Source organism: Clostridium sp. UBA7339, assembly GCF_002470865.1.
Taxonomy (GTDB): Bacteria; Bacillota; Clostridia; order Clostridiales; family Clostridiaceae; genus Clostridium_J; species Clostridium_J sulfidigenes.
The window spans coordinates 727,909-750,236 of record NZ_DKPI01000006.1 but is presented as its reverse complement, the minus strand read 5'-3'; the positions used below and the strand labels follow the sequence as shown (position 1 = coordinate 750,236).

The following is a 22,328-nucleotide window of genomic DNA, read 5'->3' as shown; positions in this document are numbered from 1 at the left end:
ACTAATAAATTAAAAGGATTGAAGTCTATTTTATAGGCTCAATCCTTTTACTCTATGGAATAATGAATTTTTTAGCTATTTAAAAAAGTTTACTGAAGCTGATATGGGACAATTTTTATTAAGCTCTAAAATTATATAAGAAAACCAAGGTTCTTTTCTTTTGCTAGTAGAAGATCCAGGATTTAAATACATTGTTTTTCCTTTAGTAAAAATACAAGGTTTATGGCTATGACCATATATTATTATATCAAGCTTATCCTTCTTAAAAGTATCAACCACATTATCTATAGTTTGCTTTTTAGTACCATCCCCGTGACAAATACCAATTTTATAACCTTCTAAAGTTAATATGTGTTTTTCAGGAACTAAACTTCTTAAATTAGATTTGTCATTATTTCCATAAACACCTATAAATTTTGATTTTTCCTTAATCATAGATATTACTTCAGGGGAGGTATAATCTCCTGCATGAATTATTAAATCTACATCTTTTAACTTATCATCTAGTATATGTTTTAGTCTTGAATAATGTTTATTCATGTGAGTATCAGAAATAATTCCGATTTTCAATTTAAGCTTCACCTCCACTTAAAAAATATATATACATTATTAGTATAAGCATAAAATTTTATTTGTGTAGTTTATATTTAAACAGTTAATTGAAACTTTTCTTAAAAAAGTAACACAAGTTAAAAATACTGATAAAATTAAAATGTTACTTAAAAAGTTAATGTAATCAATAATTATTATTCATTAAATAGTAGAAAAAACTCTTATATTCGGGTATACTATAATTAAGATAAATTTATTATAAACATTGCATTATTGTAATAAAGTATGGCTTAATTATATTTAATTTATGTATATAGTTAAGCAGGAACAACATAATAATATTTACTTAATTTCAAAATGTCATAGGAGTGATAAAATGAAAGATAGTATAATGAATATTATTAAAGACAAGACTTTAACTTATGAAATGAAAGTTTTAAATTTAGCTAGGGAGTCAGAAAATAGTTTAGATGTATTAAATAAATCTGACAAAACAAAAATGTACGAAAATGCAGGTGTTATATGTGACCTTAATGAAGGTAACGCACCCTATAGACCTAGATACATTGTACCTGACTATGAAAAGTTTATGAAAAATGGAAGTAAGTTTTTAAGCCTAACTCCTGCAGAGGATATATGGGATGCAGTAAATAATTTACTTATTCTATATAAACATGTACCATCAGTTACATCTTTCCCAGTATATGTAGGTAATATTGATACCCTTTTAGATCCATATATAGAAGATGAGGAAGAAGCATATAAAGCAATTAAATTTTTCTTAAAGCATATAGACAGAACAATAACTGATTCATTCTGTCATGCTAATATTGGACCTAAGTATACTAAAGCAGGAAGAATAATTTTAGAAGTAGAGAGAGAACTTCAAAATGCTACTCCTAATATAACCTTAAAATACTCAAAGGAAACTAGTGAAGAATTTGCAGTTGAAGCAATAAAAACAGCTCTTACCTGTGCTAAGCCAAGCTTTGCTAACCATGAAATGTTTAGCTCAGAATTAGGAGAAAAGTATGGAATAGTAAGTTGCTATAATGGACTTAATCTTGGCGGTGGAAGTTATACATTAGTTAGAATGTTACTTTCAAAACTAGCTAAGATGTCGTATAATGAAGAACACTTTTTAAACACTGTATTACCAGATGCTGTAGAATCAATGCTTGATTATATGGATAATAGAGTTAAATTCATAGTAGAAGAAAGTAATTTCTTTGAGTCAAGTTTCCTTGTAAGAGAAGGTTTATTATCAAGAGATAGATTTACTGCTATGTTTGGATTAGTTGGTCTTGCAGAATGTGTAAATACGCTTCTAGGAGCAACAGATGAAAAGGATAGATTTGGATATGGTGAAAGAGCTAACAAGCTAGGTGAAACTATTATAAATAAAATGTATACTATGGTTAATGCCCATGAAAATAAATATTGTGAAGTTACAGATAATCATTATCTACTTCATTCTCAAGTTGGAATTGATTCGGATACTGAAACAAGTCCAGGATGTAGAATTCCAATAGGAGAAGAGCCATCATTACCAGAACACTTGATTCAAAGTGCAGTATTCCACAAATACTTCCCATCTGGAATTGGTGATATATTTAAATTTGATGAAATGGCTAAGAAGAATCCAAAGTCAATTTTAGATATAATCAAAGGTGCCTTTGCACTAAATATGAGATATTTCTCCCTATACTGTGATGATTGTGACGTTATAAGAATTACAGGATATCTTGTTAAGCGTTCTGATATTGAAGCTTTAGATAGGGGAGAGCAAGTACTTCAAGATACAGTAGCCCTTGGATATGGAGCAGTTAAAAACTCCAAGATACTTGAAAGAAAATTAAGAAGTTCTGATAAATAGAATTCTTATCATTAGAGTTGGTAGTCATAGGATAAAAAGGATTTTTATAATAAAGGCCGCTTCGATACAATTGTAGCAAAAGCTTATAGTATTGGAGCGGTTCTATATTATCAGGAAAAGAAAATATATGAGAACTGGGGGAAGAAGTATGAATGATAAGCAAGAAACTATAGGCTATGTTAATAAAATAATACCTTTTAGTAATGTAGATGGAGAAGGCAATAGAATGGCCATATTTCTTCAAGGATGTAATTATAACTGTCTTTATTGTCATAATCCAGAAACTATAAATAGATGTATCAATTGTGGCGAATGTGTGCCTGCCTGTGAATATGGAGCCCTATCAATGGTAGATGGTAAGGTAGAGTATGATATTGATAAATGCGTTAATTGTGATGCTTGTGTTGATACTTGTAGGAAAAACAGTAGCCCTAAGATAACAAAAATAACTGCCTCAGAACTAATGAAAAAAATTGAAAAGGTAAAGCTATTTATTTCAGGAATAACGGTTTCAGGAGGCGAATGTACTCTTCAAAGAGATTTTCTAAAGGAGCTATTTACAAAAGTAAAGAGTCTTGGTTTAACAACTTTTATAGACACTAATGGTTCCACTCCTATATATAAGGATAAAGAACTTTTAGAAGTAACAGATAAAACTATGATAGATTTAAAAGCTTTTTCTCCAGAAGAAAATAGGATGCTTACAGGCCTCACTAATGAAACGGTAATAAAAAACATAAGAGAGCTAGGAAAACTTGATAAAATATATGAAATTAGAACAGTAGTAGTACCAGAAGTTCTTAATAATAATTATACTGTAGACATGGGAAGTAAGCTGTTAGCTGAAATTAATCCTAATATTCAATATAAGCTAATTAAATATAGACCTATGGGAGTAAGAAAGGAATTACTTGAGACTACAGTACCTACTAATGATTATATGAAGGAATTAGAATCATTAGCTAGAGCTAATGGATGCATAAACACCATAATAGTTTAAAGAATGGAAATTTAAAAAGTAATCTATATAAAAGGGGAAAGCTACAATTCAGCAATTTTGAATTGTAGCTTTTAAAGTATTTAATAATTTACTTTAGGGACATATTTATATTTAAGAAAGTATTTCAGCAATGTTAACAGCGTGGTCACCCACTCTTTCAAGGTTACTAATAAGATCTAAGAATATAGTACCTACAATTGCATCACATGAACCATTATTTAATCTTTTGATATGTGATATCTTTAAATCTTTTTCTAAAGTATCTATTTTTTCTTCTAAGGTCCTTACATCCAAAGCCTTTTTATCACTATAGTCAGAGAAACATTCTATGCTATGCTCCAAAGCTTCTATGCAAATATTCACCATTACTTTAAGTTCTTCAATGGCATCTTTAGAAAACTTAACATTCTTAGAAAGTTTATCTTTAGCCAGGTCAGCAATGTTTTCAGCATGATCTCCGATACGTTCTATATCATTAACTACATGGAAATATGAAGCTATAGTAGTTCTTTGCTCATCTCCAATATCAGAATTGGATAGTTTAACTAGATATCTAGTTATATCTGTTTCTAATAGATTTATTAAAGCTTCATTCTTATATACTTTGTTAATTGAATCTTCATTATTATCAGTAAAGCCCATTAAGGCTGTTTCTATATTTTCCTTAGCTAAAGTACCCATTCTAATAATCTCATTAGTAACTTGACCAAAGGCTATAGTTGGAGTTTCTAAGAGTCTGTCATCTATATACTTAACTCCATCAACTTCTTTTTCATCTTCTCCTGGAAGTATGAAATTAACTAAAGTTACTAAGTATTTTGTAAATGGTAATATTAATATAGTGTTAACTACATTAAACATTGTATGGGCATTAGCAATTTGTTTTGCCACAACTCCTCCAGTTACACCAGGGGTAAGAGTTGTTACTGTAGTTAATAGTAATTTAGAAACTGGAGGAATTAGGAATATTATACTACCTATTACATTAAAGAATAAGTGAATTAATGCCGCCTTTTTAGCAGTCTTGCTAGTTCCTAAACAGGATATTAGAGCAGTAACACAAGTACCAATATTAGTTCCATATAACATTGGTATAGCTACATCAATTGGAAGACTTCCAACAGAAGCTAAAGCAACTAAAATTCCAGTAACTGCAGAGGAACTTTGAATTATAGCAGTCATTCCTATTCCTAATAAAAGGCTTAAGAATACATGTCCTTTTAGACTTAAAATAAGTTTTGTGAATACTGGTGACTCTCTAAGAGGAGACATAGCGTCAGACATTAAAATAAGACCTAAAAATAAAATACCAAATCCTAGAATTATATGACCTAATTCTTTAGGATTTTTCTTTTTGGTAAATAGTACTAAAAAGGCCCCTATTGCAATAAATACAGGAATTATAGCATCAAAATCAAAGGTAATTAATTGAGCTGTTATAGTTGTTCCAATATTAGCACCCATGATTACATAGGCCGCTTGAGATAAATTCATAATACCTGCATTAACAAATCCAACTACCATAACAGTTACAGCACTACTGCTTTGAATTATAGCAGTAACTATAGCACCTGTTGCTACACCCTTAAGTGGATTAGAGGTAATTTTATCAAAGATCCCCTTTAACTTTTCGCCAGCAAGGTTTTCAAGACCATCTCCCATGATTTTCATACCAAATAGGAATACTCCAAGACCTCCTAAAAGGTTAATAATTAAAAACAATGATTCCATAGTGTTAAACCTCCAATAAATAATATGTATTCAAATAATATTCATTCTAAAGACACAATTAAAGATACAATAATTTTAACTTAATAGTAACACAAAAACCTTTTATTTAACAAAGAGTAGAAAGTTTTAACAATAGATAAAGAAAAATTAACATGAATTTAACAAAGGACAAAGGTCTAAAAGACTTCATTAACTTATTTTGTGTATTTTAGTGAAAAATAATGTATATAATATAGAAGGAATGTTTAAAGAAGCATAGAATTATATATTATAAGAAAGGAAGTGGGCTTATGGAATTTAAAGAAATAATAAAAAGAGTTAAGAAGACTGAATATTTAGGATATTTTGATGTCATCGAACATAGAGAGTGCATTAAAAATCTAGTTATTTTTGAAAGTGAAGCTGATAACCTTGAAAAAGATATTCCTGAACCATGGTTTGTTAGGAAAAAGGAGTTTGATCGTGCAAAGGATGATTCACCAACCTTAATTAAAATAAATATATATAATAGAGTGGCAGACGCCATAAATGACATGGTTATGTATGATAATATAAATGAAAGTGATATAGAGCTGCTAAAGGAGTATCCAGACATTACAAAGCGAATTATGGAAAGAAAGTATGAAGATTTAGATAAAAGTATTAGTAAAATTAAAGAAGATAAAAAGGGTAAGTTAATTCCAATAATGAATAAAGCAAAAGCTTGCCTCGAAGAAATTGGAAGAAGACTTAATTAATCATATAAAAATTCTAAAGGATATTTTAGAAGAAAGAAAGCTGAGAATTTAATTCTTGGCTTTTTTTATGTTCACAATTATAATTTATAAAAAGATTTAGGGATAAAATTCCAGTATGCTAAATATACTGGAATTTTATTTCTATAATATGTGAATATAAGTTATAAATGTACAAGCTATAATAAGTATAAAAAGTGAGCAAAGGAGGATTAATGTAAAAATGAACAATATTCTTATTGAGTGTGAATAACATATTTTATCGTGGGAGGTTCTAATATAAAACCTTGGATACAAAATTGGAATTGGAATAAAGTGATATGTATGATTAGTTTCCAGGAATTTTAGACAGGGGACCTAGTGTGGAAGATTGTAGAGCTATAAATAGATTATTTTAATAAAGTGAATGGAGAAAACTAAAATGAAAAAAATAATAAAATATTTTAGTATAACAATAGTATTAGTAATTACGGTGTTTTGTTTTAATGCTTATAGTAAGATTAAGGATTCAGAATGGAATTTAGGTGCAAATAGTCTAGTAGTTTCAAATAATACAACAGGGGTAATTAATGACGATATTAAATATGACATTATAGACTCACATATAAGTTTAACTAAGAAATACAATAGTATAAATGAATTAAAAAAAGATTCAACTATAATCGTAGAAGGGATTGTTAAAAATACAACTTCACCCATGATAGAAGATATACCTTATACAGTTTCAAAGGTAGAAATAGTAGAAATTTTTAAAAATGATGGCACATTAGAAAAAGGGAAAAATATATGCGTTATAGAAACAGGAGGAATTTTCTCACCAGAAGTCTTATTAAATGAACATAAGAAGAAGTTTTCAAATGAAGCCATTTCATTAAAAGATATGAAACCAACCAAGCTCATAACAGATGGGATTGCACCTATGGATATAAAAGAGCATGTAATAATATTTGCTTTACAAACACCACCATTAGATGGTAAGCCATGTTATGCACCAGTAGGTGAATATCAGGGAAAATACAAGCTAGAAGACTCTAAATGGAAGCAACAAATACCAAAAGAATTTGAAGGTGAATATAAAGATAAGATAAAATCTAAAGATGAGATTGTTGATATGTTAAGATAAATTAGAGGTGTATGTATAAGTTTGGTTTAAATGTACATTTAGCACACAAACCATGCCACTGAAGGATGTAAAAATCAATAGTAATATAATATTTTAATAAATTTCATTGGAAAAACTATTCTAACAAAGTTTCCAACGAAAAATATAGAAAATATCAATATTACATGAGAATAAATAATAAAATAAATCTTCTGAAAATCTCTGAAACACTTGAAATTCAACACTTTACATTATATAATAAGATTGAACAAAATAAGAGTGACAGTTCGTAAGCCTCCTGTCTTTAAAAAAAACTACGGCATTGAAATCTTTTAATTAGCTCATCATAAAAAGGTAGAGCTTTATTTATGTACAAGGATTACAAGGCTGTCATTTGGATGACGGCCTTTATTTTTTCTATAAGATATATAAATATATATTATAGGAGTATATATTTTAATCACCAATAAATATGGGGTGGTATTTTTTAGATAAAGAAAATGCTGAGTTAAAGATAGGTGCGGAGCTAGTGAGGTGACATAGCTAGACTCATTATTTTATTAGTAGGTTTGTATGGAGTTAAATAGGGCAATATATGAATCTAGTAAGGCTAAGAGCTTACACTATTAAAAAATGAGGAGGGTATTATATTTATGAATACTAGCAACAATACTAAAAAATTATTAAAGATGGCTCTAATTATAGCTACTTATGTAGCGGTTACTGCTGTTATTGCACCCTTTGCCTTTGGAAATATTCAATTTAGATTATCAGAGGTAATGGTACTTTTGGCATTTATAGACCCACTATATATTCCAGCCTTAACTATAGGATGTGCCATTTCAAATTTTCTACTAAGTCCTATGGCAATAGTAGATATGATATTTGGAAGCTTAGCTAGTTTAATAGCTGTAGTTTTAATTTGGCAAACTAAGAAGGCTTTAACTAAAAAAGAAGGCTATAATAAAACACTTGTACTATTTATAGCATCTTTATGGGCAACTATATCAAATGCTTTAATTATAGGAGCTGAGCTTTACTACATGATAAATTTACCATTTTGGCTTTCTGTATTACAAGTTGCCATAGGAGAATTTGTAGTAGTTTCAATTATAGGAGTTTTAGTATTTAAATTTATTATTAAAAATGAGAATTTAAGTGATATATTAAAGATTAACTAGGATAACCTATAATCGGATAATTATTAAAATTTTGAGAACCATATATTATTATAATGATGAAAAAACCTAAGTATATCTATGCTTAGGTTTCTTTATGTGAAGTAAAGTTTTTTTGAAACGTAAGGATTTTGTAACCAAATATTAAATTTGTTGTATTAGAATGATTAAGGAAGATAAATATTAGACAGAAGAGGAAGATAACATGAAGAAAAGAAGTTTTCAAATTATGACAATTATAGGAATAATATTAGTAGTAATGATAGCAGCAATAGGTATGCATACCTTTATAGAGAATAAAAAGGTCCAGATGAATGAAAAACAAAGAGTACTATTAGGGAGAAAGCACTTGAAAGATTTAGAACAGGCTGATTTAAGTGTAATCCAGGATAAGATAGAGAAACATCATACCCCTGAAGTTGTGGTAGAGGATAAAGAAGTTGATTTTTATAAGTTCTATGAAAATACAGTATTTATGGGAGACTCTATTACAGAAGGGCTTATGGAGATGGAACTAGTAAATCAGTATAATGTAATAAGTAATAAAGGAGATACTGTAGTTAAAGGAAAAGAAAACATAGATAAAGTTGTATCTTTACAGCCTAAAAATGTAGTACTTTTATATGGAATGAATGATGTAATAGCATTCGATGGAAGTGGACCTGGAGGTCCAGATAAGTTTAAGGCTCATTATATAGAATTTATAAATGAGATTAAGACAAAATTACCTAATACTAATGTATACATACAAGCACCTCTACCAGTTATGGATAGGGCTATAGAAACTAATGGAAGGCTTACTAATACTAATTTAGATGAGTTTAGAAAATTAGCTTATGAAGTAAGTAAAGAAACAGCAGTTAATTATTTAAATATTGATGTATTGGTAAGGGATAAGGCTGAGTTCTATGAGCAAGATGGAGTACACTTTAAATATGATTTTTATTTAAAATGGTTATCTTATTTACACCAAGGGATTACATCAAATAATTAGGAGATAAATATGAAAAAGTATAAAAATTATTATTATATTTTGATAGCAGTAGTATTGATTGTATTTATAGCTTTATACCAAATTCTTAAAGTTAAGGATGCAGATATGGATAGCTTAAAAAATGATCTTTCACAGATTATAAACAGCGAGCACATGGATGTAGGGGATAGTTCAAAGCTAAGAAAGTTATATTATATAAGTAAAAATGAAGTAGAAGATTTTATTTTATACGCACCTAAGAGTAATATGGATGCTAATGAAGTCCTTGTATTGAAAGGGAAAAGTGAAGAGGCTATAGAGCAATTAAAGGTTAAAGTTGAGGGAAGAATAAAAAAACAATCCGATAGTTTTAATAGCTATAGACCCGAGGAATATGACATAATAAGTAATCGTGTATTAGATATAAAAGGAAAGTACTTAATATTGATCATTTCAAGAGATTCGGCGACCATAGAAGCAGCGATAAATAAAGCGTTTAAGTAGTAACTATATTTTAATTGGAGTGATTAATTTGGTTTTTAGTAGTTTGATATTTTTATTTATGTTTTTGCCAATTACTTTAATAATTTATTATATATGTCCTAGGAAATTTAAAAACCTAGTAATTCTTATAATGAGTTTGATTTTTTACGCTTGGGGAGAACCAATATATATCTTCTTAATGTTAGGCTCTATATTAATTGATTATATAGGTGGCCTTATGATAGAGTCAAATAAGGAAGATAGTGAAAAAAGAACAGCTATATTTATTACAGTAATTGTACTAAATTTAAGTTTTTTATTCTTCTTTAAGTATTATGGGTTTTTAATTGATAATATCAATGGAATTTTTGGTATTAATCTTCAAATAAGGAATTTACCCTTACCACTGGGAATATCTTTTTACACATTCCAGCTCATATCCTATGTAGCAGATGTATATATGGGAAAGGTGGTTGCACAAAGAAACATTATAAATTTTGGGGCATACATTACTATGTTTCCGCAACTAGTAGCTGGACCAATTGTCCAATATAATGATATAGAAGATCAACTTAATAACAGAAGTGAGTCTATAGATAAATTTGGAGAAGGGGTAGAAAGATTTATTGGAGGTATGGGAAAAAAGGTTCTTATTGCTAACAATATAGGCATGATTTGGACTTCTATTAAGGGGCTTCCTATTGAAGAATTATCTATATTAACAGCTTGGATAGGTATAATTGCCTTTACACTACAAATATATTTTGATTTTAGTGGTTACTCTGATATGGCAATAGGTCTTGGAAAAATGTTTGGATTTGAATTTTTAGAGAACTTTAATCATCCCTATATGTCTAAGAGTATCAGTGAGTTTTGGAGAAGATGGCACATATCCTTAGGTTCATGGTTTAGGGATTATATATATATTCCTTTAGGAGGAAATAGAAGAGGGAAGGCTGTGCAATTTAGAAATTTACTTATAGTATGGTTTGCCACAGGACTATGGCATGGAGCTAGTTGGAATTTTGTAATTTGGGGCCTATATTTTGGAGTATTCATATTCCTTGAAAAATTATTTTTAGGAAAAATTCTTAATAAAGTCCCTGATGCTATTACTCATATATATACTGTAGTTTTAGTAATTATAAGCTGGGTATTCTTTGATACATCAAAGGTTAAAGATGCACTAAATTACATAAAGCTTATGTTTGGAATGGGAAAAAATATTTTTATGGATAATATGGCTAAATATACTTTGAAAACAAATCTAATACTTATAGTAATAGCAATTATTTGCTCTACGCCGTTGATTAAAAATTTAATTGCATATATAAAAAAGAAGTATAAGTTAAAGGGTGTATATATAGTTATAGCTATGAATATGTTAGTTTTAATTTTATCTATAGTTTATTTAGTTAGTGAAAGTTATAATCCTTTCCTATATTTTAGATTTTAAAGAAAGCAGAGTGAGAGAAATGTATAAAAGTAACAAGGTAAATAGAAGGCTAATGGTAGTAGTATTTCTCTTATTTATAGCTATAATGTCTGTAAGTAATATATTAAGAAGAGAAAAAGCATTTTCAGAAGAAGAAAATAGAAATCTAGCTAGTAGACCAGAGTTTTCTTTAGGAGCACTTCTTAGTGGTGACTATATTAAACATTATGAGAGTTATATATCAGACCAATTTCCAGGCAGAGGTTTATTTATAAATGCTAAGGCTAAGGTAGATAAACTAATGGGTAAAAGTGAAAGTAATGATGTATTTATAGGAAAGAATAATCAACTTATAGAAGACTTTGAAGAGAGAGCGAAAGAAGAAACTGACCATAAGGTTTTAGCTGTTAATGAATTTGTAAAGAAATATGAAAATATAAATACAAGCTTTATGCTGATACCAACAGCTACAGAGATTCTAAAGGATAGGCTACCTAAATACGCACCAGTGGATAATCAGTTGGAATATATGAAGTACATAGAAGGAAAGTTAAGTTCTAATGTAAAATATATTAATCCCTATAATGCACTTATAAATAATAAGGATAAGTATCTATACTATAGGACAGACCATCACTGGACTAGCAAAGGGGCTTATCTTGCCTATGTGGAATTTTGTAAGAGTTTGGGGCTAGAGCCTAAAAAAGAGGGAGATTTTCAGGTTGAGTTAGTTGCTAATGATTTTTATGGAAGCTTAACTTCAAAAATAGGAGATAAGAGAGGAAAGCCAGATTGTATAAATGTATACATACCTAAAGAAAATGGAGAAATGGTGGTTAATTATATAACTGAGCAAAAGAGAACTAGTACCCTGTATAGCAGTGAGAATTTAGATAAAAAGGATAAGTATGAAGTTTTTACAGGAGGAAATCATCCACATATTAATATTAAATCTTTAGGAGATCCAAAGAAGAAGCTATTAGTAGTTAAAGATTCCTATGCCAATAGTTTTCTACCTTTTTTAACTTCCCACTATGGAGAGATAGACGTGGTAGATCTTAGGTATTACATGGACAATATTGAAGAGTTAATTGAGTCGAAGGATATAACAGATATATTATTCTTATATAATGTAAATACCTTTAATTCTGACGATTCTATATTAAATCTTAATTAGTAATAACTTAATTAACAATAAATAGGAGCTTAGATATATTAATATCTAGGCTCCTTTATTTAATTAAGATTTTGTATATATTCTAAGTATATTATTGAAGTTTTTTGCTTCCTTTAATTATTCTAGTGATAAAAAAGGCAAGTGTACCAAATACAGCAATTAAAACTATAGGTGTAAATAAAACACTTAAAGAACTTTGAGTTGCTGAACATATTGTCATATAAGAAAAATCAGAAACTAAGATTAATTTTAAAACTATCAGCATAGTTTTCAGATTAGTATATACAAAATTTTGATTTTTTTCTGTGATTTCTACAGGTACATTCCATATATTAGGAAACAGTGTTATGGTTGTAAGTCCTGTATATAAAATTATTGAAATTATAGGCATTATAAGTAGCATACCTTTCCCACTCCAGTTGGTAACAACTCCTTTAGCATTATAATGAGATGGGATAGTATCAGGAAGGGTGCTCCAAATGAATATTAGATAGATTATTGAGCCTAGTAAGATTAATAGAGCTAGAGTTTCAAGGAATTTTTGAAATTTAGTAAAAGGGACTTTCTCTTTCATAGAATATCCTCCAAACATATAAATAATTAATAGATATTAAGCTATAATATAATAATATAACAAATGTTATATTATAACAAATACAAAATTTTTCACCAATAGTTGACATTCTAAAATCATGCACATATAATAATAGATAACAAGTGTTTTGAATAAATAATATAAATTTGAAAATACTAGTTAATAGATGAAAATAAAGACTGTGATGAGAAGAGTAGATATGAGAAGTAGTTAAAGCGAGTTGACGATGGTGGAAGGTCAATATGAAGCTCTTATTGAAGAACATCTCGGAGTTTCTAACCGAAATCTTAGGAAAGTAGACTTAGACGGAAGCTCACCGTTAAAAGAGAAGAGTATCAAGAGAGATCTTTGTACTTGTTGAGTTGATCAATATGATAATTTGGGTGGTACCGCGGAATGTATCCTTTCGTCCCTGTTTTTTTAGGGAAGGAAAGGTTTTTTTATTGTCTTAAAATAGAATCATATTACCTCAACAGGCAATAATCAAATTATAAAAGGAGGATTTTATTATGGAAACAGTCTTAGTAAAAAGTCTTTACAGAGAAAGTGAAAAATACGCAGACCAAGATGTTTGTATTTCAGGATGGATTAGAACTTTAAGAAGTTCTAAAGCTTTTGGTTTTATAGAAGTTAATGATGGTAGCTTCTTTAAAAACCTTCAAGTTGTATTCGAGGATAGCCTTGAAAACTTTAAAGAAATAGAAAAGTTAAGTATTAGCTCATCTATAATAGTTGAAGGAAAGCTTGTATTAACTCCAGGAAGTAAGCAACCTTTTGAAATTAAAGCTACAAAAATAGTAATAGAAGGTGAATCAAGTAATGAGTATCCACTTCAAAAGAAGAGACACACCTTTGAATATTTAAGAACTATAGCTCACTTAAGACCTAGAAGTAATGCTTTTTCAGCAGTATTTAGAGTACGTTCTTTAGTTGCATATGCAATTCATAGATTCTTCAATGAAAGAGGATTTGTTTATACTCACACTCCAATAATTACAGGAAGTGACTGTGAAGGTGCAGGGGAAATGTTCAGAGTTACAACTATGGATCTTGAGAACATCCCAATGACTGAGGATAAGAAAATAGATTATAAGAATGACTTCTTTGGTAAGGAAACAAACCTTACAGTTAGTGGTCAGCTTGCAGCAGAAGCTTATGCTCTTGCATTTAGAAATGTTTATACTTTCGGACCAACTTTCAGAGCTGAAAATTCTAACACTGCAAGACATGCGGCAGAGTTCTGGATGGTAGAGCCAGAGATAGCTTTTGCAGACCTTAAGGATGACATGACATTGGCAGAAGATATGATAAAGTATATTATAAACTATGTCCTTGAAAATGCTCCAGAAGAAATGGAATTCTTCAACAGCTTTGTAGATAAGGGATTACTTGAAAGATTAAACCACGTTGCAACTTCTGACTTTGGTCATGTAACTTATACAGAAGCTGTAGAATTATTAAAGAAATCAGATAAAGAGTTCCAGTACCCAGTAGAATGGGGTTGTGACCTTCAAACAGAGCATGAGAGATATCTTACTGAGGAAGTATACAAAAGACCAGTATTCGTTACTGACTATCCAAAGGAAATCAAAGCTTTCTACATGAGAATGAACGATGACAACAAAACTGTAGCAGCTATGGACTTATTAGTTCCTGGTATAGGAGAAATCATCGGAGGAAGCCAAAGAGAAGAAAGATATGATCTTCTTGTAGACAGAATCAACGAATTAGGATTAAACCCAGAGGACTACTGGTGGTACCTAGAATTAAGAAAATTTGGTGGCACAAAACACGCTGGATTTGGTCTAGGCTTCGAAAGAATGATAATGTACGTAACTGGAATGAGCAACATCAGAGACGTAATACCATTCCCAAGAACTACAGGAACTGCAGAATTCTAGGAGAAAATTTAATAGAATAAATATGAGGGTAAAACGAAAGTTTTACCCTCTTTTGTGTTTAAGCATACATCAACTTATTTAATAGCACAGTCTAATTTATAAAAAAATTTTAAATTATAATCTTAACTATGTAAAACTATAACTATATTAATATTTTTATAGGAAACTAGCTTTATATTTAACAATAAAACTATTTAACTATTTGTAGGCGCCATAGGGGTTTCAAGGATTTTATACATATTAAAAGATACTGAAAGCATGTTAAGTTAGAGTTAATTAAAGATTCAAAGGCTTCACCTAAGTTTTATGGAGAATAGATAAAAGTATTTAAATGAATATGTTTATGATAAAATGATAATGATTAATTTAGGACATGATATTATAAAATTTTTTAAAAATGGTAAGATAAATCATATAACATTATAGGTTTTATATAATATAAGGGGTGATTTTTTGAATTTAGATGAAGAAATAGTAGCAAATGAAGTTGCGGATAGAATAATAAAGGATTATGTTAATGCAATAGGTGAATTAGTGGAGAATTTGGAGAAGTTACTATAATAGATTAATATTAAAAAAGAGTATTTCTGGTATAAATGCTCTTTTTTTATGTGTAAAATTCTATCTTAAATTTCTACTTTAAAACTTAATTACAATGGTGGAATTTATTAAAAGTAACCTATACTATTATATAAGTAGTAATTATTTTGAATTTAAGATAAAAATGTCAGAATTGTAAGTTCTCATTCGTTATGTTTAGTAAGAGGACTCTTAAACAGCAAGGAGTGATTAGGTGGAGATTTCATCGGATGAAAGTTTTAAAAATAATATGCTAGCACAGCTTTATGATGCCTATGAAAATAAGATGTATGGTATTGCATACTCGATTTTAAATAATGTAGAACAAGCTGAGGATGCAGTTCAAGATGCATTTATAAAGCTAATTCCATATATCTCGACTATTCATGGGGTAGAAAGTTTAAAAACTAAGAGATTGGTTGTATATACAATAAAAAACATATCCATTGATTTATATCGTAGAAATAGGAAAGAAACTCAGTTATTCACTAAAGAGGTAGAGGAAAAAGTGACAAGTGAAAACCAAAAGGGAGTTCCTTCTGTAAAAACAGTAGAAGATAGACATATGATTACACAATTACTTTCCAAATTACCATCAAAATATCGTGAGATAATTCAGTATCGTTGCTTTTATGAACTTAGCTATAGAGAAATATCATCATTACTACACATTAGTGAAGATGTTGCAGCAAAAAGATATGAACGTGCCAAAAAGATGGTAAAAGAAATGATAGGAGATGAATTGTATGGATAATAAACCAGATCTTGATAAATTGATGTATCTTTTAGGGCAAGAAAATGCTGTAGAAGAGTTAAAACGTACTATTGAGCCTCATGAATTTTCTCAAAAATATAAAAATCAAAAAGTTAACATCATTGAAAATCAAGATTTTATTCAAAGGGATAATAATACAGACTCTATTCAGAGTATTAATAAAAAGGGGAAAAAAATTATGAAGAAAAAGATAATAGTACTTATTGCAGCTATTACAGCTACATTAGCAATATCTGCAACAGCCTATGGTGCAGTTAAACATTATTTAGTTACAACAAGTAAGAATGAAGAAACAGGAACACTTACTTGTGATATTGAAACAGAATCTGCTCCTACTAAAGTACCTGCAATGAAGGTGGTTCCTGGCTATATTCCAGAAGGATATATAGAGACTGAAAATGCTCTTGGAAAATATCATCCTAATGGTGACCTTAGTGTAGGGGGAATTACTATTTGTCCACCTGTCTATACTACGCATTTTGAAGAAATTTACGTAAGTGATGTAGAAGAAACTACCCTTGGTGGCATAAAGGCACAAATTCTTACAAGGGAAGGACTGGAGTACAATCATATTATCAATATGTTTTATGAAAAAGGTGGATATGTTGTTACAATTTATGGTGCTGACAATACTTCTTTAGAAGAACTTAAGAAAGTAGCAGAAAATATTAAATGTGAAGAGATTCCTGGAGAATTTATTGTGATTCCTGCATTTTCAGATGAACTAAAAGATGTAGTAGATAATGATAAAGAAGAGATAGAATATGTAGAACCTGGAATTTCAACTGATCATGTATTTAATATTGATGAAGAAATAAGTGATGAAGCGTTCCCAGATGAAAACCCAACTTTTACTGTAAATAATATTGAAGTATTAGATAAGTTACCTGAATTAGATAAAAATAAGTTCTCTGACTATAATGAGTATCTTACATTTATAAATGAAGATGGAACACTAAAGGATTATGAAAGAGTTAACGAGGAAAAATGGGAAAATAATAAAATGAATACTATTACTGAAACAGTAGGAATGAAGTATGTTTATGTAACTTTAACCATGAAGAATCCTTTTGATAAAGAACTAAAAGATATAAATATTTATCCGAGAATTGGGTTTATGAAGAAAGCATCAAATGGTAATCTCCAATTTCTAAGTGATTATTGGGGTAATGGTAATAACCTTCAAATGGATAATGCACCAATATACTTTGATCAATCAGATTATGAAGGAAAAAGCTTTTTCTTCAGTGATTTTTCACCGAATGAAACAAAAGAAACTCATTTAGTTTATGCAGTAGATGAAGATAAAATTGACAATGCTTATATTAGGTTTGAGCAAAGTGGAACTACGTCTTCTGTTGGAAATTATATTAAAGTAACTAAATAAAAATTTAAAGGTATATCTCAAAATATTTTTTGAGATATACCTTTTTTACATTAATAATATAATAGAGTCATTGATAGAATAAATAGATTTATCAACAGTTTCTGAGGCTTTTTATTGTTAAAAATAACTTTAATAAGAGTTATAAAGTTAACAATTATCTCTTATTAAAAAAACTTACAACTAATTAATGTAAATAGAAATATAAAAATACATAAAAATACATAAAAATACAAAATGAATGAATAAATAAACAAATTAAACGGTAAACTTTATTGAAATTTCACAAAATTCATGATATATTCAATATATTAAGTGGATATTTATTCATAATTATATTTAAATTAAATATAATTATATATTTTACTATTTATTACATATAAAGGGGTATAAAATAACTATAGATAAATTATTTAATTCACGCTTATAAGTATTTTTTTATAAGAAAATACTTAAAGATAAATATTTAATTAACAAGGGGGACTAATTTATGAATAAGGGGAAAGAAATTAAAAAACCATCGCTGCTAATAGCAGTGATACCATTTGTGTGCTTAATTTGCTTTATGCTATTAGGTGTACTAGTATTTGATTCAGCACCACAGATACCATTAGTTATATGTTGTGCTATTACCGCCATTATAGGGAAATTTTTAGGTCATAGTTGGGAAGATATGGAGGAGTCAATGATAAAGACAAACTCCATGGCTATGCAAGCTAACTTTATTATTATGATAGTTGGTTGTTTAGTAGGAGCTTGGATTGCGGGTGGAGTAGTTCCGGGAATGATATTTTATGGACTTAAATTATTTACACCAACTATGTTTTTATTCTTGCTTCCAATAATATGTGCTATCGTTTCTGTTTCAACAGGAAGTGCATGGACTACAGCAGGAACTATGGGAACAGCAGCAATGGGTATAGGTGCTGGTCTTGGAATACCTTCTGCAATTGTTGCAGGGGCAGTTGTTACAGGGGCTTCTTTTGGAGATAAGCTGTCACCACTTTCAGATAGTACAAATTTATCAGCAGGTGTAGCGGGAGTAAATGTGTTTGATCATATAAGACATATGTTGTATACAACAGTACCAAGCTTTATAATTGCTGTAATTCTATTTGCGATAATAGGCTTAGGATTTAGAAATACAGCAGTTGCTGATACTAGTCAAATAAATGCTATTTTAGAAACATTACAAGGAAGCTTCAATATTAGTCCAATAATATTTATAGCACCACTTTCAGTAGTTTTAATGATTATATTTAAAGTTCCAGCAATACCAGGAATGTTAGGTGGAACTATTATAGGAGTTTTATTTGCACTAGGACAAGGACAGACTATTTCAAGTATTGTACAGTCATTATTCTATGGATTTGAGATAAGCTCAGGAAATGCAATGGTTGACTCACTCCTTAATAGAGGCGGTATGCTTGGAATGATGGAAACTATTTCTTTAGTTATGTGTGCATTATGTTTTGGTGGACTTGTAAAGCAAATAGGTTGTTTAGATACTATAATAGCTAAAATTCTTACTTTCTGTCACAGCAGAGGAAGTATTGTTCTATCAAATATTATAAGTTGTATCGCTATGAACTTTATGGCTGCTGATCAATATATGGCAATAGTTATACCAGGTCAAATGTATAAACCAGTATATGAAAAGTTGAATTTACATCCTAAAAATCTTTCAAGAGTACTTGAAGATGCAGGAACTTTAACTTCAGGGCTGGTGCCTTGGTCAACTTGTGGGGCAGTATACTTTACTACTTTAGGAGTAAGTGCTTTTGCTTATGCACCATTCCACTTCTTGGGACTAATTAATCCTATTATATCTGCAATATATGGATATACGGGATTTGCAATGAAGCCATTAGATGAAAGTAAACCAATATCTAAAGGATTAACAGCTGAGGATTTTATAAAAGAAGAAAATGATAAAGAAATTGTAGCTTAAGAATACAAATAAAAAATGGAATTCCTTATTATAAGGGATCCCATTTTGTTTTTATTCTTTGTAAATTATTTTAATTAGGATAAGAATATATGTCTGAAAATTCAATCTTAAGTCTCTCACCTCTAGAGTCTATAACTTTATTATAGAAATAATTAATTTTACTATCTTTTTCAGAGGTTATAGGTAAGTAAAAGATAAACTCTGAACCTTTGTCTATAGTCTTATTTACCCATATTTCGCCACTATGAAGTTCGATAAAGGATTTTGCTAAGGGTAATCCTATTCCACTTCCTTCAGCTCTTCTTATGAATAAATTATCCACCTGTTTAAATCTTTCAAATATAATATCATAACTATCCTTTGGTATACCTACACCATCATCCTTTACAGAAATATATAGTCTATGCTCATCCCAGTTAGTTGTTAGTGTAATCCATATGTTGCCATTAACTTCTGTGTATTTTATGGAATTAGAAATTAAATTTAAAATTACTTTTTGAATTTTTTCAGGATCACAATCCAGAAATACTTCTTCTTCATTAGTATCAAATATTATATTTTTACCCATTTTCTTTATATATTGAGAAACTGAGTTCACCACATCTTCAAAATAGGTAATAGCATTAACATTTTCTTTGTATAGCTTTATATTGGTGCTATCAACTTGGGTCACATCAATTAGGTTATCAACTAATCGAAGAAGTCTATATGAGTTTTGTTTTATCATATTAAGACGATTATAGTAAATACTATTATTATCATTTATACTATTATAACCATTAAGCTCTAACTGAATGCTTGCTAATATTATATTTAAAGGAGTTTTAAATTCGTGTGAGATATTTGCTAGAAAATCTGTTTTAAATTTCTCACATTCTACTTTTTCTTCTAAAGAGGCAACTTTTTCTTCAAGTTTTGAAAAGCTAGTTACATCTTTACCCGTAATAAATATTTCCTGTGTTTCTTGTTGGTGATAATAATACCATTCAATTAATTTGAAAGAATTGTTTTTGCATTTTACTTCACATATTCCACCATAAAATTTTTTGTTATAGGTATGCAAAATATCTTTGAAATTTATACTATTATTTGTTGATTTTATTAGTGTCTGAATAGGAATTTTTTTCAAATCATTAAAGTCCCAGCCCAATATGAAAGGTATATTAGAACTTATTTTTTTAATATATCCCTTAGTATCTATAATCGCATATAAATCAACTGCTATATTAAGAAATCTACTCAATTCATTTTCAAGTTTAATCTTTTTTTGTAACTGATCTGTCAATTGGGTAGATAAATATATATTTTTTAGTAATAAGGCTAATCGCTTAGAAGTCCTTACAATATATTTAGCATTAGATTCTGTGTCAAATGACTCATTATAATATAAATTTAAAACACCTAGAAGTCTGGAGTTATTATAGACTATAGGTATAACAATTATATAATTATCTTTAAGAAAATACTTATAGTTTTGACAAAAACCATTATTACAATAAAAATTTTCACAGTTTTTTAAAGGTGTGGGTGAGTTTATTTTAGTAGAAATATTTATTAATTCGTCTTTATAGAAATCACTTATAGAAAAGGTATCATTGCCAGATATGCTTTCAGTAACTCCTAGTGACATTTGCTTTATTAACATTTTTTTAGAATCATCATAGATCCAAAGGCTTGTACCATTTATGTCTAGGGTTTCATATATATCCATAAGATATTCATGAACTTCTTCATAAGAAACTTGTTCACGTTTTTCTTCACTTTCAGTAATTAGATTGCATAGTGTTTTATATTTATTGTCTATAATAAAATTGTTATAGTATAGTTCATCTGTATTAATAACTTGTCCAATAGCTAAAAAGGAGTAACAACTATTGTCCGAATTTATAATGGGAATTTTGTGAGTTTGTAAAATAACTTCTCTATCTTTTATATATAAATATTCATTCATAATACTTTTTTTCTTTTTATTAATAACATTTAAATCATCTTTAATGACAAATTTAAAACTAGAGTAGTCGAAGATATCAAGACCGTTACTATACAATAAAGTATTTTTATCCTCTCCTAGAAGATTACATAATGCGTTATTGACTGCTAGATATTCTCCATTTATATTTTTTATCCATATACAATCATCAAATTCATTTAAAATAGGGATTAATACATCTATAGTTTCTTGATTTAGGTGTGTTTTATTGAAAAGATTATTATACACAGCAATCACTCCTATTTAAGAATATATATTATGTTTCAATTATATAATGGAATGAAGAAAAATGAAACAAATATTACAAAAAAAGCCATAATACGGGATGGATGTTATAAATAATATAAAATAAATTAAGTAATAACATAAATTAGATTTAAAGTTTAATTTGATTAAATAGTATTAAAATTATTTATATAAATTTATATATTCATATCTTTTTTTGTGCTTCTCGAACATGTTTTTTAGCTTTTAGATAGCAGATTAGTTCTATTTTGTCATCATAACTCCAAGATGAGAAGTCATTTAGTAGCATTGATAATACTGCATCTAAATCAGTACATATTAAATTAGATGGAGTTTTATCATCTTCTAATAAATAGGATATAGGTACATCTAAAGCATTACAAAGTATTTTTAAAGTAGATATAGAAGGATTACTTCTATTGTGCTCAATATCACTTATAAACGATATTGATAAATTTGTTTTAGTAGATAATTCTTTTAAAGTTAATCCTTTAGATTTTCTAAGGTCTCTAAGTTTTTTTCTTGAATTCATATATATACCTCCAATAAAGTACGTTATTTACGTACTTTTATAATAAAATTATAGTTTAAGTATTAGTATAAGTAAACGAACAAAAAATATGTATAGACAGTAAAAAAATCATAAAACTATTGATTTTTTACTTT

18 protein-coding genes and 1 other annotated feature are annotated in these 22,328 nt (G+C 28.8%); of the genes, 13 read left to right on the top strand and 5 right to left on the bottom strand.

Features of this window, described 5'->3' with window-relative positions; all coding sequences use genetic code 11:
• Positions 1–75: 75 nt before the first annotated feature.
• Positions 76–570 (bottom strand): metallophosphoesterase family protein, encoded by a 495-nt coding sequence (locus tag B2S02_RS06965; protein WP_346848513.1) that lies wholly within the window; start codon positions 568–570, stop codon positions 76–78.
• Positions 571–928: 358 nt separating this feature from the next.
• On the opposite strand from B2S02_RS06965, the gene B2S02_RS06960 reads away from it, so the two are divergent.
• On the top strand, positions 929–2,428 hold the full coding sequence (locus B2S02_RS06960) for a YjjI family glycine radical enzyme (RefSeq protein ID WP_346920474.1): 1,500 nt from the start codon (positions 929–931) through the stop codon (positions 2,426–2,428).
• A gap of 148 nt (positions 2,429–2,576) precedes the next feature.
• A complete protein-coding gene (locus B2S02_RS06955) occupies positions 2,577–3,428 on the top strand; it encodes a YjjW family glycine radical enzyme activase (protein ID WP_346877739.1) in 852 nt (283 codons plus the stop codon).
• A 111-nt stretch (positions 3,429–3,539) separates the two neighbouring features.
• On the opposite strand, the gene B2S02_RS06950 is transcribed toward B2S02_RS06955, so the two are convergent.
• Positions 3,540–5,159 carry a Na/Pi cotransporter family protein gene (locus tag B2S02_RS06950; RefSeq protein WP_346848516.1) on the bottom strand — a complete coding sequence of 540 codons (1,620 nt, stop codon included), beginning with the start codon at positions 5,157–5,159 and terminating at the stop codon, positions 3,540–3,542.
• 290 nt (positions 5,160–5,449) lie between these two features.
• Between B2S02_RS06950 and B2S02_RS06945 the strand changes: the two genes are divergently transcribed.
• The 7 genes from B2S02_RS06945 to B2S02_RS06915 all read left to right on the top strand — a co-directional run bounded on the left by B2S02_RS06945 (position 5,450) and on the right by B2S02_RS06915 (position 12,241).
• Positions 5,450–5,896 (top strand): hypothetical protein, encoded by a 447-nt coding sequence (locus B2S02_RS06945; protein ID WP_346848517.1) that lies wholly within the window; start codon positions 5,450–5,452, stop codon positions 5,894–5,896.
• 418 nt (positions 5,897–6,314) lie between these two features.
• Entirely contained in the window at positions 6,315–7,016 is a 702-nt protein-coding gene (locus B2S02_RS06940) for a hypothetical protein (RefSeq protein WP_346920473.1), read from the top strand.
• Between the two features lie 632 nt (positions 7,017–7,648).
• A complete protein-coding gene (locus B2S02_RS06935) occupies positions 7,649–8,176 on the top strand; it encodes a QueT transporter family protein (protein ID WP_346877741.1) in 528 nt (175 codons plus the stop codon).
• 202 nt (positions 8,177–8,378) lie between these two features.
• Positions 8,379–9,167, top strand: coding sequence for a GDSL-type esterase/lipase family protein (locus B2S02_RS06930; RefSeq protein ID WP_346848520.1), 789 nt, complete (start codon positions 8,379–8,381; stop codon positions 9,165–9,167).
• A 9-nt stretch (positions 9,168–9,176) separates the two neighbouring features.
• Positions 9,177–9,650, top strand: coding sequence for a DUF4358 domain-containing protein (locus B2S02_RS06925; RefSeq protein ID WP_346848521.1), 474 nt, complete (start codon positions 9,177–9,179; stop codon positions 9,648–9,650).
• A 28-nt stretch (positions 9,651–9,678) separates the two neighbouring features.
• Positions 9,679–11,085 carry an MBOAT family O-acyltransferase gene (locus B2S02_RS06920; protein ID WP_346848522.1) on the top strand — a complete coding sequence of 469 codons (1,407 nt, stop codon included), beginning with the start codon at positions 9,679–9,681 and terminating at the stop codon, positions 11,083–11,085.
• Between the two features lie 19 nt (positions 11,086–11,104).
• Positions 11,105–12,241 carry a DHHW family protein gene (locus tag B2S02_RS06915; protein WP_346848523.1) on the top strand — a complete coding sequence of 379 codons (1,137 nt, stop codon included), beginning with the start codon at positions 11,105–11,107 and terminating at the stop codon, positions 12,239–12,241.
• A 91-nt stretch (positions 12,242–12,332) separates the two neighbouring features.
• Here the strand turns inward: B2S02_RS06915 and B2S02_RS06910 are convergent, their stop codons facing one another.
• Complete coding sequence (locus tag B2S02_RS06910) at positions 12,333–12,815, bottom strand: DUF1648 domain-containing protein (protein ID WP_346848524.1); 483 nt, start codon at positions 12,813–12,815, stop codon at positions 12,333–12,335.
• Positions 12,816–13,008: 193 nt separating this feature from the next.
• Positions 13,009–13,253: a binding site (T-box leader), on the top strand.
• Between the two features lie 92 nt (positions 13,254–13,345).
• Here B2S02_RS06910 and asnS point away from each other — a divergent pair.
• The 4 genes from asnS to nhaC all read left to right on the top strand — a co-directional run bounded on the left by asnS (position 13,346) and on the right by nhaC (position 19,426).
• A complete protein-coding gene (gene asnS / locus B2S02_RS06905; protein WP_346848525.1) occupies positions 13,346–14,737 on the top strand; it encodes an asparagine--tRNA ligase in 1,392 nt (463 codons plus the stop codon).
• Between the two features lie 793 nt (positions 14,738–15,530).
• Entirely contained in the window at positions 15,531–16,070 is a 540-nt protein-coding gene (locus tag B2S02_RS06900; RefSeq protein WP_346920472.1) for an RNA polymerase sigma factor, read from the top strand.
• The gene (locus tag B2S02_RS06895; RefSeq protein WP_346920471.1) at positions 16,063–17,478 is read left to right on the top strand and encodes a hypothetical protein; all 1,416 of its coding nucleotides are present in this window, start codon (positions 16,063–16,065) and stop codon (positions 17,476–17,478) included. The genes B2S02_RS06900 and B2S02_RS06895 overlap by 8 nt, the downstream gene beginning before the upstream one ends.
• A 487-nt stretch (positions 17,479–17,965) precedes the next feature.
• Complete coding sequence (nhaC, locus tag B2S02_RS06890) at positions 17,966–19,426, top strand: Na+/H+ antiporter NhaC (protein ID WP_346848528.1); 1,461 nt, start codon at positions 17,966–17,968, stop codon at positions 19,424–19,426.
• Between the two features lie 70 nt (positions 19,427–19,496).
• Here the strand turns inward: nhaC and B2S02_RS06885 are convergent, their stop codons facing one another.
• Complete coding sequence (locus tag B2S02_RS06885; protein ID WP_346920470.1) at positions 19,497–21,644, bottom strand: HAMP domain-containing sensor histidine kinase; 2,148 nt, start codon at positions 21,642–21,644, stop codon at positions 19,497–19,499.
• A 202-nt stretch (positions 21,645–21,846) separates the two neighbouring features.
• Positions 21,847–22,194: a helix-turn-helix domain-containing protein gene (locus B2S02_RS06880; RefSeq protein WP_346848530.1), complete on the bottom strand. Its 348-nt coding sequence runs from the start codon at positions 22,192–22,194 to the stop codon at positions 21,847–21,849.
• Positions 22,195–22,328 lie beyond the last annotated feature (134 nt).

Excerpts from the sequence above, each read along its gene's own strand:
- B2S02_RS06960 (WP_346920474.1), top strand. The coding sequence starts at position 929 with ATGAAAGATAGTATAATGAATATTATTAAAGACAAGACTTTAACTTAT.
- B2S02_RS06955 (WP_346877739.1), top strand. The coding sequence starts at position 2,577 with ATGAATGATAAGCAAGAAACTATAGGCTATGTTAATAAAATAATACCT.
- B2S02_RS06950 (WP_346848516.1), bottom strand. The coding sequence starts at position 5,159 with ATGGAATCATTGTTTTTAATTATTAACCTTTTAGGAGGTCTTGGAGTA.
- B2S02_RS06945 (WP_346848517.1), top strand. The coding sequence starts at position 5,450 with ATGGAATTTAAAGAAATAATAAAAAGAGTTAAGAAGACTGAATATTTA.
- B2S02_RS06940 (WP_346920473.1), top strand. The coding sequence starts at position 6,315 with ATGAAAAAAATAATAAAATATTTTAGTATAACAATAGTATTAGTAATT.
- B2S02_RS06935 (WP_346877741.1), top strand. The coding sequence starts at position 7,649 with ATGAATACTAGCAACAATACTAAAAAATTATTAAAGATGGCTCTAATT.
- B2S02_RS06930 (WP_346848520.1), top strand. The coding sequence starts at position 8,379 with ATGAAGAAAAGAAGTTTTCAAATTATGACAATTATAGGAATAATATTA.
- B2S02_RS06925 (WP_346848521.1), top strand. The coding sequence starts at position 9,177 with ATGAAAAAGTATAAAAATTATTATTATATTTTGATAGCAGTAGTATTG.
- B2S02_RS06915 (WP_346848523.1), top strand. The coding sequence starts at position 11,105 with ATGTATAAAAGTAACAAGGTAAATAGAAGGCTAATGGTAGTAGTATTT.
- B2S02_RS06910 (WP_346848524.1), bottom strand. The coding sequence starts at position 12,815 with ATGAAAGAGAAAGTCCCTTTTACTAAATTTCAAAAATTCCTTGAAACT.
- asnS (WP_346848525.1), top strand. The coding sequence starts at position 13,346 with ATGGAAACAGTCTTAGTAAAAAGTCTTTACAGAGAAAGTGAAAAATAC.
- B2S02_RS06895 (WP_346920471.1), top strand. The coding sequence starts at position 16,063 with ATGGATAATAAACCAGATCTTGATAAATTGATGTATCTTTTAGGGCAA.
- nhaC (WP_346848528.1), top strand. The coding sequence starts at position 17,966 with ATGAATAAGGGGAAAGAAATTAAAAAACCATCGCTGCTAATAGCAGTG.
- B2S02_RS06880 (WP_346848530.1), bottom strand. The coding sequence starts at position 22,194 with ATGAATTCAAGAAAAAAACTTAGAGACCTTAGAAAATCTAAAGGATTA.